Origin of the sequence: Chitinophaga lutea (genome assembly GCF_003813775.1) — a bacterium.
GTDB classification, from domain to species: domain Bacteria; phylum Bacteroidota; class Bacteroidia; order Chitinophagales; family Chitinophagaceae; genus Chitinophaga; species Chitinophaga lutea.
In genome coordinates this window covers 597447-612729 of the sequence record NZ_RPDH01000003.1, presented here as the reverse complement: position 1 = coordinate 612729, position 15283 = coordinate 597447, and the positions used below count along the sequence as shown (strand labels likewise).

Here is a 15283-nt window from a genome sequence, read left to right as displayed (position 1 = left end):
CTGAATGACAGTACAATCATTTTACATTCCTGAGAACATAGATATAGATGATATTCTTAGGAAAAATCCAATCAATCACATAGATGGCTTTAACAGAGATAAGCTACTCTACATTTTACATCTTCTTGCAGAAATCCCCTCAAATAGCAAGGATTTAACTAACGAGGAAGGCTATGTACCTATTAACGCTGAAATCCTGAGGCGATGGATTGGCAAGGGGTATTCAGATTATCTAACCTACTTACAGGAAGCTGGCATTGTAGAATCAGACAACCATTTTATTACAGGGATAAAATCCAGAGGGTACAGATTTTGCGTCAAGTACCAACAGCCTCTAAAATCAATCCCTGTAACAAATTTAACTCTGCTCAAAAAGATGGCGAATAACAGGGAGGTTGATAAGGTTGAAGATGAAATAATTGCACAAACCACTACATCTTCTAAAATTGATCTTTCTACTATTGCCAGAAAATATAAGCCCATTGAGAAATGGTACCAGTCTGGGGGCTTAAAAATTAACGATAAACTGGCACATGCTTACAATGCAGAAATATACCTGCAAAAAAAAGAAAGACAGATCAAAATGGGATAAAACTATTGTGAGCAAAGGGATAAAATGGAAAAACCCTTATATGCAGTATCTTGGCACCCATTTGAATATTGAGAAGATAAGGAGAGGCTTATTTAACCCACATTTCGACCAAAATGTATTCAGGTATCATTCTACACTGACAGCCTGCAAAAGAGAAATCAGGAATGCCATTAATTACGATGGAGAACAGTTAGTTGCCATTGATTTATCTAATAGCCAACCTACTTTGCTCACTTTGTTACTAGACGACGAATTCTGGACAAATGAGGCGAAGGGAGGAAAATTAAATTCTTCAGATATTCCTTATTTATTCATAACTCCAATATTTACCAACCATAATAACTTCACCAATTCCATTACTCTGTGTAAAAATGCCCAGAATAATAGAATAAAGGAGGGAGATGAAATGTGGAATTATTATAGAATGGTAAGTAGTGGAAATTTTTATTCTGAATTTCGCCAACTACTAAATGACAAACTGGGATTAGATTTTACAAGCAATGAAGAAGTGAAGCCCATACTGTTCACTGTGCTGTTTACAGATAACAGATTCATTGGACAGGAAGAAGCTGCACCTAAAAGAATTTTCAGGGATATATTCCCTAAGATATACGAGATCACAGCTTCTATCAAAAGGGCTAAAGCTGAAAATCTGCCTATCCTACTGCAAAGGATTGAAAGTTACATCATGTACTATCGTATAGTGGCAAGAATTAGGCAAGAAAAGCCATATCTGCCAATTTTCACCTTGCATGATTCCATTGTAACATTGAAAGAGTACGAGGAATATGTAGAAACTGTAATGAAGGAAGAATTTGGCAAATGCCTGGGATTTACACCTCATTTTAAGAGAGATTATTGGAATGAGGGTGCATTAAAAAAAATTGCTTAAACTGGAAAATGGGTGCAGGAAACTATCTCCTGCACCTATTTTATAAACCTTCTTGTAGCTCTTATTATATTGTAAATCATGTAGGAAGATGAAACTCTCATCAGCAGATCAATTGCAACCCATCCACCATGAAACATTTCTTTATCAAATGGCCTAATAGGATTAATTAAATAGAAGTAGCTATTAAACCCCTCCCAGAATGCTGTACTTGAAAATACACTCAACGAAAACTGGAATCCTTTAAAAACATCATTAAATAAGAGAATAGAAAATAGAATTGTATGCCCTGAAAAAATAAATATTAGTGGGCGCCCTAAACTTTGCCCAAAGTTACTGGTTAAGTGACTGAGAAAAATTATTGATTTCGTAGAAAAATTTCTCAGCCAGCTCAATGTCTCAAAATACATTCCCATTTCCAGAGAATGGAATTTCTGTTCATTAATAACATCACCCTGCTTTGACATTGCATACTTCAATTGCCTGAAAGTTTCTCTGCTTTTCAGACTAAATATTCTATTTCCATTTCTTCCATCGCTTTCATTTGGAAGAGCTGATCCAAATACATTCTTAGACCACATTACATTATTAAATGCACAGTCAACCAAATTAACTTCATCAAAAACCACTGCATTAAACTCACTGAAATCAACTGAGCTTATCTCAGCTTTACCAAGTTGCGAATTGCTAACTAACACATTACCTTTTTCGCTATAGGGCTTGATGTTAGACAACTTGAACCTCTTCTCGTTTACAAAAAGCCCTATTACTAATTGACTAATTTTGATATCGTGTATAAACAGTGATAAATCTCTCGCTGTACCTGAAATATTTACAGCTTCAACAAGCTGCCCACATCCATCTACAAATATATCACCTTTTATTTTGCTCGCCTCTATCTTCAATATATTAACTACACCTTCCAATGTGATATCTAAGTTGGAAAAAATCCCTCCTGATATTGTTAATCTGTGTGATCGCGATATACTCCAATTACTACTTCCAAAATCACCCTTTGTTAATGATATCGTATCCACCTGTGATTTGAGAATAAAAAGCCCAGCATGAAATGTAGGATTTCCCAAATTCCCAATGGTTCCCTTTACAAAACAATTAATGAGCGTGAATTTCTTATGAAAAATTGCATCATAAAAACAAATCCCCTGAGTAAATATGCATTTATTAAAAACAACTTCACCTGCATATTCAGCTTTAAATGGAATATCAGTGTCAAGATCAAATATTTTCTTTTCAATAAATATTGAACCTATTCTGCCAACTGATTTTAAAATATTTACTTTAGCAAATCCAACCCAATCATTTACAACTTCAAACTCTTTCAGTTCATCTTGGGAAAACATTTGTTTGTCACTCATATCGGGATAATTAAAAGAGGGGGCGAGCCCCCCTATAAACAATGTTATAATTTACATAAAATTCCAATTATAAAAAGTATTATTAGACCTAAAATAATTTTTGATATTGGATTATGGCAAACATGCACATATTTTTTTGAAAATAAAAAAGGGCTGCAAAGATCACCTACACTCCAACAAATAAGCACCAGCACAATAATCGACCAGACCATTAAAACACTATTCATTGGATTCAGTTTTTAGGTTACCAGACAACTTTACCTTCAACTCCTGCATATCCTTCGCAATCTTCGAATCCATCACCTTAGCATAGACTTGCGTAGTTTTCAAATTAGTATGCCCAAGCATTTTCGATACAGTATCAATAGGCACCCCATTATTCAGCGCCACACTCGTAGCAAAACTGTGCCTAGCAAGGTGGGTGGTTAAATTTTTGCTAATTCCAGCCAATTCCTGTATAACTTTCAAATAATCATTCATCTTCTGGTTAGAGAGAACAGGAAACACAGGGCTATACTTTTCACCATCATTCAAATATTTCCCCAGCACATCCAAAGCAGGCTCCAGCAGGGGAATGGAAAATGAAATGTTGGTTTTCTGCCTTCTCATTTTAATCCACAACTCCCCTTCCTGCATAGGCTGAATATCAGCAGGTCTGAGCCTTTTAACATCACTGTATGCTAGGCCAGTAAAACACTGAAAAATGAACACATCCCTTACCTGATCTATTACGCTCCTGCTGATGGGCAAATTTTTAATCTTGATAATTTCCTCCCAGCTCAATACCTGCTTTTCCACTGGCTTAAATTGCAAACTGAAAGTTGCTGTAGGGTTGGACTTGATATACCCTGCCCTAAGGGCATAGTTAATAATCTTTTTAAGCCTTTGTATATGCTTATTCGCCCCATTGGAGGTACAGGGCTTTTCTGTGGTCAGGAAGGTATAATAGGCTTCGCAAAACTTGTAATTCACCTCCAGCAGAGGTATATCCTTTATTGCACAGAAAGCAGGTACAAATTCCTTCAGGTAGCTGAGGGTGGTTTTGTAGTTTTTATAGCTCCCAAAGGAAAACTTTATCCCCACCAGCTTTTCAAACTGATGGTTATGTTCTTCTGTTACTGCAATCAATCCCTTCTGCCTGTCTATCCTGTTGCCATTTAATGCCTCTTTCAGAGAAAGGATGCTTAGGGTGACATCTGCGATTTGTAGCCTGGAATATGTCTGGTAAATTTTAGTTTTGAAAGATTCCAGAAACTGGTTTAACTCTTTATTGAATGGGCTAGAAGTTTTTGCGCATTGCTTACTGTTCATCCATTGCTGGGGGTCAATACTCCTGTTGGTGGAAATTTCAGCTTTCTGCCCATTCAGGAAGATTTTTGCAAAGATGGGAACCAGCCCCTTTTTGTTGGTTTTATTGGTTTTTAGTACGAGCTGTACTTTAAAAGTATTCAATTCCATAGTGCCTGTTTAAAGGCACCCAAATGAAAAATGAAGCTGGGAAAGGATTACAAAGGAAAAATGGGTGTCAGACTTGGTGTACGAATGGGTATCAGACAAGCTCAAAAATTACAGCAGAAAGAACAGGCTTAATAATTTGCAAAAAATCATAATAACCTTATCTATCCTGCATTTCACTAAATTAAAAAAGCCTGCTTATTCAGCAGACTTCTTCAATAATCTTTAACTGTCGGGATGACTGGATTCGAACCAGCGGCCTCTTCGTCCCGAACGAAGCGCGCTACCGGGCTGCGCTACATCCCGAATGGGGTGCAAATTTAATCTTTAACCTGAAAGATTCAAAAAAATCTTCGCTTTTTTGTGAATAACCGGCCGGGGACCGACCTGCGCGCCGTTCCCCCCATTACGACCAACCCTCTCCGAACAATCCGCCGCAAATGGAATCTCACCCGCAGTTTGTCAATACCTGCCCATCATTCATCAAACGAAATTCCCCAACAGAACAGCCGTCGGTTACTTCGCACCCTAAACACATATTTTTTTCATGAAACCTGCGTACTGTTATTTACTGCTGACCTGTCTCATCCCCGTCATCGCATCCGCCCAATCGGGCCCTTCATCGCTCACCGGTCCGGGGATTGCTTTCCAGGCCGACTACCTGCCTGCCGCCCATTACATCCGGCCGGAAGACAGTATTAAAACTGCCTCCACTACCGCCACCCGGCGTTATTCTTTCGGCGCAGCCTTCGATCTCCGCAAACGGGTAGACACTGCCAGTGGCAAATTCAGGTCGTGGGGCCTGGGTGTGGAAGCCAGCTACATGCAATTCTCCAATAAACAATATGAAAAGACCATCTTGCCGGATGAATTATTCGGGGCCGGCATCGCGCTCCGGCACTACCGCAGCATCAACCGCAAATGGTCGGTGATGGGCGTACTGGCGGCGGGCGTGTATACGGACCTGGAAGCGATCGACGGCAACGACATATTCCTCAATGGCGGCGTCATCTTCATCAACCAGCTCAACCGCCGCTTCTCCTACGGCTTCGGGGCCGTGCTCAGCAACACTTTCGGCACCCCCATGGTGCTGCCGGCCGTTCTGGTGAAATGGACGCCCGCCGGCAAATTCAACGTACAGGTAGCCATCCCTGAAGGCATCAGCGCCTCCTATCGCGTGAACGGCTTCCTTGAAACAGGGTTGGGCCTGCGGCTCAACGGTAATTCGTACGACGTGGAAAGCCGCGTGTCGTCCAAACGCCTGATGGGCTACCGGGAAATGACACTGGGGCTCGAAAATACCTTTCACCTCACCAAACATGTCAGCTTCAGCCTCTCGGGCGGTTACGCCCTGCTGCGAAGCGCCGACTACCGCCACAAACGCCTTTCAGAAATGTTCTCCACGCAGCCCGAGCACCGCCTCGCAGCCAATTGGTTCGCCAGCGCAGGATTCCGCGTGAACTTCAAACCTTAACATTTTTTATCATCATTATTTACTGACTTTTGCCCGATAAATGTTGCACATGCAGGAAGAAAAAACGTTGAAATGGTGGCCTTTGCAGGTATTCGTGTGGACGCTGCTGACCCTGAGCCTCTTTATGCAGGTCATGATCCAGTCGCCGATGGGGTTCTACCGTTCGGTGCTGTACACCTCGCTGATCATCGGCACCGCCATCCCGTTCACACTGCTGCTAAGCGACGTGTTGTTGCCGGTGTTCATCAGGCGCCGCCAGCTGGCGCGCTTCGTGGGCATCGGGCTGTTGGCCTGTAGTGTGATGGGCCTGCTCTTCGCCCTGATCGACCGTTATTTTGACCCGGAAGAGATGTCGTTGATCGCCCGGTGGTTTTCCATGCTCACCAGCGCCCTGCTGATCACCGGCAGCATATGCGGCATCCGGTTCTACCGGGAGCATGCCACCATCGACAAAAAACACCGTACCCTGCAAAATGCGCATCTCGAAGCGGAATTGCAACTGCTGCGCGACCAGGTGAACCCGCATTTCCTTTTCAACGTCATGAACAGCATCCATGTGCTGATGAAAAAAGACGTACAGCAGGCATCGTCCGTGCTGCTGAAATTCTCGGACATGCTGCGCCACCAGTTGTATGACAGCGGCAAAGCGTACATCCCGCTGAATGACGAGATCGGCTATCTGAAAAATTACGTGAATGTGGAAATGACGCGCTGGGGCAGCGACGTCACAGCGGAATGCCGGTGGCCGGAAGCGCCGGGCAACCGGTTGATTGCTCCCTTCCTGCTGTCCCCCTTCATCGAGAACGCATTCAAGTTCGTTTCGCGCGACCGTTATGACGGCAACTTCGTAAAGATCGACTCCGCGCTGCACGGGCAACTGCTGACGATGGAAGTGACCAACACCTTCGACCATCAGCAACAGACGCCCGGGCTTCCGACATCCGGCGGCATCGGGCTCAGGAACGTGCAAAAAAGGCTCTCACTGCTCTACCCCGGCCGCCACAACCTGAAAATCTCGCAGCAAGAACATCTGTTTTCCATCAAATTATCTATCCAACTCGGCGACATATGAAAAAGATGAAATGCATCATTGTAGACGACGAAGCCCTCGCCCGTGAAGGCATGGAGCAACTGGCCGCCGACATGGATTTTCTCGAAGTGACCGGCAGCTATAAAAACGCCATCTTCGCACAGAATGCGCTGATGCAGCAACAGGTGGACCTCATGTTCCTCGACATCAATATGCCGCGCCTCTCGGGTCTCTCCTTTCTCGAAGCGCTGCCCAATCCCCCGACCACCATCATCACCACTGCCTATCCGGACTATGCGCTGGAAGGTTTCCGGTTGAGCGTGCTTGACTACCTGCTTAAACCCATATCCCCGGAGCGCTTCATCAAAGCCGTCCATAAGGCACGCGATTACTTTTTGCTGCAACAGGTGCCCGCGCCGGATTACATCTTCCTGAAACAGAACCAGGTGTATGAAAAAGTGATGCTATCAGACATCCTGTACCTCGAAGGCATGCAGAACTATGTGATCGTGCACACCGCCGTCAAAAAGATCATCATCCACATTACGTTCAGAGCCGTGGAAGAAAGCCTGCCAGCCCACACGTTCATCCGGGTACACAAATCTTTCATCGTCAACATGAATTGCATCCAGGCCATCGAAGGCAACATCATCCGCCTACATAGCCGCGAAGTCCCCCTGGGCCGCACGCTGCGCGATGAAGTGATGGAGAAGGTGGTGAACCGGGTGCTGCTGTCGAAAGATGGAAGAAGACCGCAGCATTAGTCTGCCCGTTTCCTTTCTTCGTCGTTGCCGCCGCTTCGCTTCCGGATATCGAGGTTACTGTTCCCGAACTGGTAGGTGAGCGACAAACGGAAATACCGGCTGCTGTTGTTCTGGCTGTATTCCTGCCGGATGGAGTTGACGACGGAATTATAATCTTTCAGGTAAGCGGTATTGAAAACATCGTTTACAAACGCGGCCAGCTGCAGGCGGTTGTTCAGCATGCTGTGTTTAATGCCGATATTGAACCTCATCCGGTAGCCGATCTCGTACAGCCCTTTTTTGAACGGCGAACTGTACAGGAAGTCGACCTGCAGTTTGGTAGCACGGCTGAGGGAAAAGGCGTTGACGGTATTGAAATACAGCTGCTCGCCGTTCAGCGGCACGGCATCAATCCCGTGGAACCACGTCCTGGAGCTCAGCAGATACAGGTCGTTGCTGCTTTCCCACCAGGGCGTGATATTGCCGGTATAGTTCTCCCCTATCCCGAACGCGTATTCCTTGTAATAATTCTCCCGAATAACGGTTTGGGTATTGGTGGCGCGGTCGGCCTTGAATATCACCCCGAAGCCGTTGCTGGTGATATGCAGGAATGCATTCGTCCGGAATTTTCCCTTGTATGTGTAGGCCACCTCAAGATTGTCGTTGAGCGCCGGTTGCAGGAACGGGTTGCCCTCGGAATAGCTTTTACTGTTCAGGTAAGAGCGGTACGGGTTCAGGTCGCGGAAACCCGGCCGGGTGATACGGCGGCCATAGTTCAGCACCCACCCGTGATCGTCGTTCATTTTATAGGAGAAGGATAAGGACGGGAACAGTTTGAGGTAACTGTTAACGTACCAGCCGGGCTTGGGTGGCGAATGCCCTTCCGTTGTTGTGTGCTCAAGCCGCAGGCCCAGCTGAAGGCTGATATGAGCATTGAATGTTTTGCTGCCGGAGGCGTATGCTGCCTGGTTATATTCCCGGTAATCGAACCGGTTGGAGCGCTCCTGCTCCCACACCGGCCGGCCGCTGATGGTGTTGTAATAGTCTCCGCCGGATTTGCTGGTTATAAAACTGAGCTTTGCCCCGTAGTTTAGCCGGAACGCCTTCATGGGGTAATCGAAATCCACCGTTGCGCTGGTGTTATAGATATGCTGTTCCGAAACATTGCGGGCCATTTGCCCCGTCAGCAGGAAAGCCATCTCCGAAGAATACGATGATGCCGCGAACTGGTTGTCGATGCCCGACCGGTACACGAAACGGTCGAGATCGAAGGAAAACCGCCGGCCCTGGGTATCCAGCTTCGCAATGAGATGCGCATTCAGCGTATGGCTGGTATTGCCGATATCGTTCTGCCCGCGGTTGATGAGGTAAGATGCCACGCTGCCTGCCTCATCGTGTATGGCAATCGTCGCCACATCCGACCGGTCCGGGTTGTTGTGCTGACCGGCGTACTGGACACCGGCGGATATGTTATCGGTAAAATCATAATCCACGGCAACGCTCCCGTTCAGGTTCTCCTGTTTTTCCTTCCCGTCAATCCCCAGTTGCCAGAGACCTTTCACGTAATAAGTCTTTAATTCCTCCCGGGTTTTCAGGTACCCGGTTTTTCCCCCGATGGAGGCGGCCAGCCGGAGTTTATTCCGCTGGTAGAGGAAACTGTTCCGCAGCGAATAAAAAGCATAGGCGTTCTGGTCGTAACTCAGCACCGTGGTGTTTTTCCAGGCGTTGGCGGCGCCTTTTTTCAGGTTGATATTGATAAGCCCGCCTGCCCCGGCCGCATCGTACCGTGCGGGTGGATTGGTGATGATCTCGATGTTTTTGATATCGGCGGCGCTGATGGACGACAGGTAGGCGGCGAGGTCTTCCCCCGTCAGCTCGATCATCCGGCCGTTGATCATCACCCGGCTGGCGCCTTTGCCCAGCATGGAAATCACGTTGTGCTGCACCAGCACGCCCGGCGCAGCGCCGAGTGCGTTGAGGGCGTTCCCCCCCACGGCGGCGATACTGTTTTCGACATTAAAGATGAGGCGGTCGGGTTGCTGCTCCACCAGCTTTCTTCCACCGGTGATCACCACCTCCCTCAGCCGGCCCTCCTGTTCTTTCAGCGTCACGATGCCCAGTGAAGTGTCTTTTTCCAATTGCAGGGTGCGCTCCCAGGGCGCCAGGCCCACATAACTTATCCTGACGGTATACCGGCCGCTTTTCACCGCCAACCGGAAGCTGCCGTTCTCCTGCGTCAGCGCCCCCTGTTCCACCTTCCCGGCGGTATTGAGGAGCACCACATTCGCAAAAGCAGCGGGAGCGGCATTGTGCTGCACCATGCCGGAAAGGTTCACCTGTGCATGCGCCCAACACGGGAACGTACACATCCAAAAAATTACAAATCTGCCCATAATTCGATGTTATGGGCACAAAGGTGCGATACCCCCTCCGGGGAGGCGGACGACTTCATAAAATCGAACCGTTTTGATGCCGGTAATTGGGTACGACTTTCCGAAAAAAGCGTTCGACTTTTCTCAATTACCTGATAACGAGCTGTTTCGGTATTGCGTCGGTGTGGTATTCGTATGCTTTTTAAAAGCCGTATTGAACGACGATTTGGAGTTAAAACCTACTTCATATAAGATTTCCTGTACATTCAGCGCCTGCTTCGTGGAGCTGCTCAGCAGTTTTTTGGCCTTCTCGATCCGGTACCCGTTGATAAAATCGAAGAAGTGCTGGTTGAGGTGATGGTTGATGAGCAACGACAATTCCCGCATGGGCATGTTCATCCGCGCGGCCAGTTCCTGTATGGTGAGGTCCGGTTCAAGATAAGGTTCCGCCTGCTCCATATAGGCCTTCAGCATGGCGATTTTCTCTTCCGTCCCGGATGGTTTTACGCTTTCCGGTTCCGGCAACATTTCCCTGACCAGCGGCAGCGTGGAATCCACGCCCCTGAAAAGCTCGGGCTGGTAAAGAGCTTTCAGCACAAACCAGCACATCACGATCAGGGCCGTGATGGCGCCGAACAGCAGTGCCCAGGTAATGGCATTTTCATCATCGGTCGTCCACTGGAAAAGCATCCGCAAAAAAACGATCACATGCACTACCGTGGTTATCACCACCAGCTGGAACAGCCATTTGTAAGACACGATCGACGGGCCGGTATAGTTTTCAAGAAAGATATTCCTCGATTTTTTCAGCGTCAGGAAGATCGCCGTGATGTAAAACACGGACTGCAGTTCGAGCACCACCCGCTTCACCTGTACCTGTGGCATGCTGCCATAGTGCTCGAAATAATACGTTTTGGCCGCCTGCCCGGCCAGGTAATACTCCTGTACCACCGCAAGGTTGCTGATCACAAAAGGCAACAGGTGCAGCAGGTGAACGGGCCGCAGCCTGAAATCCGAATAACAGACAGACAGCACGTACAGGTAAAACAGCGGCATGGAAAGCAGGGAGGTCTGGGTGCGGAGCATCTCCCAGTTGTTGTACGCATCGAGGAAGCGGTAGATAAAAAATCCGCTGAAGTCGAGGCCGGCCACGAAGATATACAGGGCAAACAGCACATTGCTCAGTTTATGCTTCGTTTTGACGGTGAGCAGGAAGAGCCCCATCAAAAAGCAGATAAAAACCGTCACAAAACCAATGATGCCGATTAAACTGAGCCTGTCCATGCAGCTGGTGAATTTTTGCGCTAAAATAGAGCATCCCGGCTAAAATCTCAGTTTCCTGTCGCCAGCCGTGTGATTTCTTTGGCGAGGGTTTTCTTTCCGGAGGCGGATTTGGTAAGCTGGATGGCTTTGCGGTAATGGGCGACGGCTTTTGCAACGTCCGTATCCGCATACAGGTACCCGAGCAGGGCGTGATAGTCGCCCGTGCCTTCGAGCTGCAATTTTTCCGCTTCCGCGATAGCCGGCCCGTTGCCGTACACTTTGGCAAAGGCGAATGTGCGGTTGAGGGCGGTCATAGGCGAATAGGCCATCACGATCAGTTCGTTGTACAACCCCAGGATGTGCTCCCATTTTTTATCAGACGAAGGCGTGGTATGCCAGTAGGCGATACCTGCCTCGAGGTGGTACTTCGACACTTCGTGGCCGGAACAGGCATTCACCAGGTAGTGATTGCCTTTATCAATCAGTTCGCGGCTCCAGCGCTCCTTATCCTGCTGCTCGAACAATATCGCTTCACCCGCCTCATCTTCCCGCGCGTCGAGCCGGGAGCTCTGGTAACACATCAGTGCCAGCAGTGCATTGGCCTGCGGCGTGCAGGTGAGGGGGTTTTCTGTGAGCACCAGCGTCAGCCGCATAGCTTCCGAGCACAGATCTTTCCGGATGGCGCGGTTGCCGGATTTTGAAAAATATCCTTCGTTGAATAAAAGATAAAGCGTTTGCAGTACCGCGTCGAGGCGGGCGGTAATCGCCGCTTCCCGTAAAGGCCCCGTATGGAACTGTATATCGCGCAACACGGCCCTGGCCCGCAGCAGCCGCTTTTTGATGGTTTCGGTTTTGGCAAGGAAGGCATCGGCAATCTCCTCCACACTGAAACCGCAGAGCACCTGCAATGCCAGGCAGATCTGGGATTCGGTGGAATTGGCCGCGTCACATACGGCAAAGATCATGGCCAGCTGGCCGTCCGCGATCGTTTGGGTGTCAAATTCAAAGGCGGGAGCTTCTTCAGCGGCCTCGGGCCTGATAGCGCCTTTTACCTGCGTTTCGAAAACGGATAGCCGTTTCAGGTAGTCTTTCGTTTTATTTTTGGCGACGGTATATAGCCAGGCCGTCGGGTTTTCGGGAATACCTTTTTCAGTCCATACTTCGGTGGCTTTGAGGAAGGTTTCGCTGACGATGTCCTCCGCGGTTTCCATATGCTGCAGCCCAAAATGACGGCATAAAACGGCCGTCATCTTGGTATACTCCAATCTGAATAAATGCGGGATCAGCCCGCTCGTAGCTTCCCCCTCGCCCATACTTACACGTGTTTATCGTCCGGCGTCAGCACGGCACGCACTTCAATGCTGCCTCCCGTTTTGAAAGTCGGGTTCTGCCTGGCGATTTCCACCGCTTCCTCGATGCTGGCAGCTTTAATGATCAGATAGCCGCTGATGAATTCCTTGATCTCGGTGTATGGTCCGTCGGTCACCACATTACCGGGTTTCACGGTTTTTGCCTGGCTGGCGGACAAACGGTTCCCTTTATCCACGAGCTTCTGCTGCGCGGCCACGCCAGCCATCCAGCTCATCCTTTCCTGCATCGTTTCGGGAGAAGGATTCTCGTGCGGATTGGTGCTGTTCCTGAAAATTAATACGAACTCTTTCATGATAACAAATTTATGGTTTCATCAGCATAACGACCGAAAGTATTGCATGGGGACAAAAACGGCGATTTTTTCACTAACTTTCCTGCAATATCATTGACTGTATGCCCTGGTTCGACCGCTGGATTGCCATTTTCACCCTCATCGCGCTCCGTTACTTCATTATCGCGGGCGTTGCGTTCCTGCTGTGTTATGTATTCCTCCGCAGGCGTATTCTGCTCAGGAAAATCCAGCAGCGTTTTCCGAAAAACAGCGATTATGCCCGGGAAATACTATTCTCCTTCCTCACCATCCTGCTTTTTTCACTGGGCGTTATGGTGGTGCTCCGTAAGCCGGTAGTGGATTATACTTTTTATTACCGCAACATCGCCGATTATGGCATGGTATGGTTCATCGCCGCCTTCCCCATTATGTTTTTCATACACGACACCTACTTTTACTGGATGCACCGCTTCATGCACTGGAAACCTGTTTTCCCTGCGGTGCATAAAGTCCACCATCTCTCTACCAACCCCTCGCCCTGGGCCGCCTTTGCCTTTCACCCGCTGGAAGCCGTCATCGAAATCGGCATTTTGCCCGTGCTGGTATTTACCATGCCCCTCACCTATCCGCACCTCATTTCATTATTTGTGGTACAAATGGTCTACAATGTGTATGGCCACCTCGGCTGGGAACTGTACCCGCGCTGGTTCGCACGAAACCGCATCGGCAAATGGATCAATACATCGTTTAACCATAATCAGCATCACCAGTTTTTTAAGGGAAACTACGGGCTGTACTTCCTGTGGTGGGACCGGTGGATGGGCACCATCCGGAAAGACTATGAAGAAAAATATGAAACCGTGGCGCATCGCTGATCAAAACGCCTTGAATGCTTATGAGATTTGTTTACCTGCTGCTGCCGGCATGCCTGCTGGCCGTTTTTACCAACCTGCGCGCGCAGGACGCCAACTATTGGTCGGCCGGCTACGGACCGGCGGGTTATTTTATGCCGGGCTCCGTAATTGCCCAGAACCGCGATAGCGGTGTGCTGTTTTATAACCCCGCCCTGCTCGTGAACACAGCCGGAAGCACCTCCTCCCTAAGCGGCACCATTTACCAGTGGCAATCGATATTTATGAAAGACGGGCTCGGCACGGGGCTGCATCTCCGTTCGCAGGGCACGAGCATCGTGCCGATGGTGGCTTCCCACGCGGTACCGTTCATTAAAAAGAAGCTGCCCTTCACGTTGGCCTATGCCATCGTACATACACCGGTGATCGACTATGGCGTATCGCAGCAAAAAGATGTGGTGCAGGATGTGCTGAACAATAGCTACAGTCCGGGAGCGGAAACCTTTATCGGTCAGTACAAATCCGCCAACAGGGTAGATCATACCTCCTTTCAGCTGGCGGACGGTATGCGGTTGAACAAACGCATTTCGGTGGGCCTCACTGCCGAAGCCTTCGTTCGCAAACAAAGTACCACGGTCGATTACGTCGGGCGGGCCATTATGAACCCTGCCGGCCCCGATACGGTGCTGGCGCCCATCACCACCGTGTCTGAAAACTACACCGCGTCTTATCACCAGGCCGGTTTCCGGGTACGCGCCGGGTTGGCCTGGGAACTGTCGCCCAGTCACCATGTCGGTTTCCTGGTGACTACGCCCACCTGGAAAGTCAACGGGAAAGGCACGATCATATCGAATGTGGAAATCAGCAACCTGATGGTCACTCCCGCGCAGGCCATCAATATACTGGCCAGCACACGGCAGAGCAGCCTGAAGACCAACTGGAAAAACCCGCTGAGTATCGCCGCCGGCTATACGTATATGCACCAGCGAGGGCAGCTTTACATCTGCGCCGAATACTTCGCCCCGGTAAAAGCTTACCAGGTGCTAAAACCCAAACCCGCAGCTTTCATCCGGCCGGATACCGGCAGCAGTAATGCGGCCGCCTCCATGCTGCAGCTCAACGACGAAAGGCGCGGTGTGCTGAATGTGGGAATAGGCGCTAGTTACAGGATAATGGGCTCCACGCTCATTTTCGCGAGCCTGCGTACGGATTTCACGTATGACAAGGGTATCAATGGTGACGTCCGCACCGTTACCGAGGGCTATAAAGTCAACACCACCGACTGGGACATGTATCATGCACAGGTGGGTGTAAGCATGCGTAAGAAGCGGTACCACGTGCGGGCAGGATTGCTGCTTTCCTACGGCAGCACCGGCCGGTACGACCAGACCATCAACCTCGATCACCCGGACGAAGACAATTTCCTGCTCGGGGACCCGCAGCCGGTTAACGCCCGTACGATTCAAGCCGGGGCGCTCATATCATATATCCATAATTTTTAACGGCAGCGAATTTCCGCCATACTATACATCCATCGCAATGACGATGGCGGGTCATCACCAATCAGTTCAGCTGATCATGGACGGCCAGGCGGTC

Annotated in this window: 13 protein-coding genes and 1 tRNA gene; 7 read left to right on the top strand and 7 right to left on the bottom strand. The window is 48.8% G+C overall.

The window, feature by feature from the left end:
- The first annotated feature begins 4 nt into the window (after positions 1-4).
- Together EGT74_RS25540 and EGT74_RS25535 are read left to right on the top strand one after the other, a co-directional pair.
- Entirely contained in the window at positions 5-592 is a 588-nt protein-coding gene (locus tag EGT74_RS25540) for a hypothetical protein (RefSeq protein WP_123849451.1), read from the top strand.
- The gene (locus tag EGT74_RS25535) at positions 534-1484 is read left to right on the top strand and encodes a hypothetical protein (RefSeq protein WP_158618299.1); all 951 of its coding nucleotides are present in this window, start codon (positions 534-536) and stop codon (positions 1482-1484) included. The genes EGT74_RS25540 and EGT74_RS25535 overlap by 59 nt, the downstream gene beginning before the upstream one ends.
- A gap of 35 nt (positions 1485-1519) precedes the next feature.
- Here the strand turns inward: EGT74_RS25535 and EGT74_RS25530 are convergent, their stop codons facing one another.
- The 3 genes from EGT74_RS25530 to EGT74_RS25520 all read right to left on the bottom strand — a co-directional run bounded on the left by EGT74_RS25530 (position 1520) and on the right by EGT74_RS25520 (position 4618).
- On the bottom strand, positions 1520-2857 hold the full coding sequence (locus EGT74_RS25530) for a hypothetical protein (protein WP_123849449.1): 1338 nt from the start codon (positions 2855-2857) through the stop codon (positions 1520-1522).
- 219 nt (positions 2858-3076) lie between these two features.
- Positions 3077-4315 (bottom strand): site-specific integrase, encoded by a 1239-nt coding sequence (locus EGT74_RS25525; protein ID WP_123849448.1) that lies wholly within the window; start codon positions 4313-4315, stop codon positions 3077-3079.
- A gap of 229 nt (positions 4316-4544) precedes the next feature.
- Positions 4545-4618: transfer RNA gene (locus EGT74_RS25520), tRNA-Pro, on the bottom strand.
- Positions 4619-4859: 241 nt separating this feature from the next.
- Here EGT74_RS25520 and EGT74_RS25515 point away from each other — a divergent pair.
- The 3 genes from EGT74_RS25515 to EGT74_RS25505 are packed head-to-tail and all read left to right on the top strand — an operon-like array spanning position 4860 to position 7580.
- Positions 4860-5786 (top strand): DUF6268 family outer membrane beta-barrel protein, encoded by a 927-nt coding sequence (locus tag EGT74_RS25515; RefSeq protein ID WP_123849447.1) that lies wholly within the window; start codon positions 4860-4862, stop codon positions 5784-5786.
- A gap of 49 nt (positions 5787-5835) precedes the next feature.
- Positions 5836-6858: a sensor histidine kinase gene (locus EGT74_RS25510; RefSeq protein ID WP_158618298.1), complete on the top strand. Its 1023-nt coding sequence runs from the start codon at positions 5836-5838 to the stop codon at positions 6856-6858.
- Positions 6855-7580, top strand: coding sequence for a LytR/AlgR family response regulator transcription factor (locus EGT74_RS25505; RefSeq protein ID WP_123849445.1), 726 nt, complete (start codon positions 6855-6857; stop codon positions 7578-7580). Before EGT74_RS25510 ends, EGT74_RS25505 begins: the two co-directional genes overlap by 4 nt.
- On the opposite strand, the gene EGT74_RS25500 is transcribed toward EGT74_RS25505, so the two are convergent.
- The 4 genes from EGT74_RS25500 to EGT74_RS25485 all read right to left on the bottom strand — a co-directional run bounded on the left by EGT74_RS25500 (position 7577) and on the right by EGT74_RS25485 (position 12857).
- Positions 7577-9880 carry an outer membrane beta-barrel family protein gene (locus EGT74_RS25500; RefSeq protein ID WP_158618297.1) on the bottom strand — a complete coding sequence of 768 codons (2304 nt, stop codon included), beginning with the start codon at positions 9878-9880 and terminating at the stop codon, positions 7577-7579. The two genes, EGT74_RS25505 and EGT74_RS25500, sit on opposite strands and share 4 nt — an antisense overlap.
- Before the next feature lie 195 nt (positions 9881-10075).
- Positions 10076-11215, bottom strand: coding sequence for a helix-turn-helix domain-containing protein (locus tag EGT74_RS25495; protein ID WP_123849443.1), 1140 nt, complete (start codon positions 11213-11215; stop codon positions 10076-10078).
- A gap of 47 nt (positions 11216-11262) precedes the next feature.
- A complete protein-coding gene (locus tag EGT74_RS25490) occupies positions 11263-12444 on the bottom strand; it encodes an RNA polymerase sigma factor (protein WP_262697201.1) in 1182 nt (393 codons plus the stop codon).
- A gap of 65 nt (positions 12445-12509) precedes the next feature.
- Positions 12510-12857 carry a YciI family protein gene (locus tag EGT74_RS25485; protein ID WP_123849441.1) on the bottom strand — a complete coding sequence of 116 codons (348 nt, stop codon included), beginning with the start codon at positions 12855-12857 and terminating at the stop codon, positions 12510-12512.
- A gap of 101 nt (positions 12858-12958) precedes the next feature.
- Here EGT74_RS25485 and EGT74_RS25480 point away from each other — a divergent pair, with 101 nt between their 5' ends.
- Positions 12959-13711: a sterol desaturase family protein gene (locus tag EGT74_RS25480; RefSeq protein WP_123849440.1), complete on the top strand. Its 753-nt coding sequence runs from the start codon at positions 12959-12961 to the stop codon at positions 13709-13711.
- 20 nt (positions 13712-13731) lie between these two features.
- Positions 13732-15189, top strand: coding sequence for a hypothetical protein (locus tag EGT74_RS25475; RefSeq protein WP_123849439.1), 1458 nt, complete (start codon positions 13732-13734; stop codon positions 15187-15189).
- Positions 15190-15283: the final 94 nt, after the last annotated feature.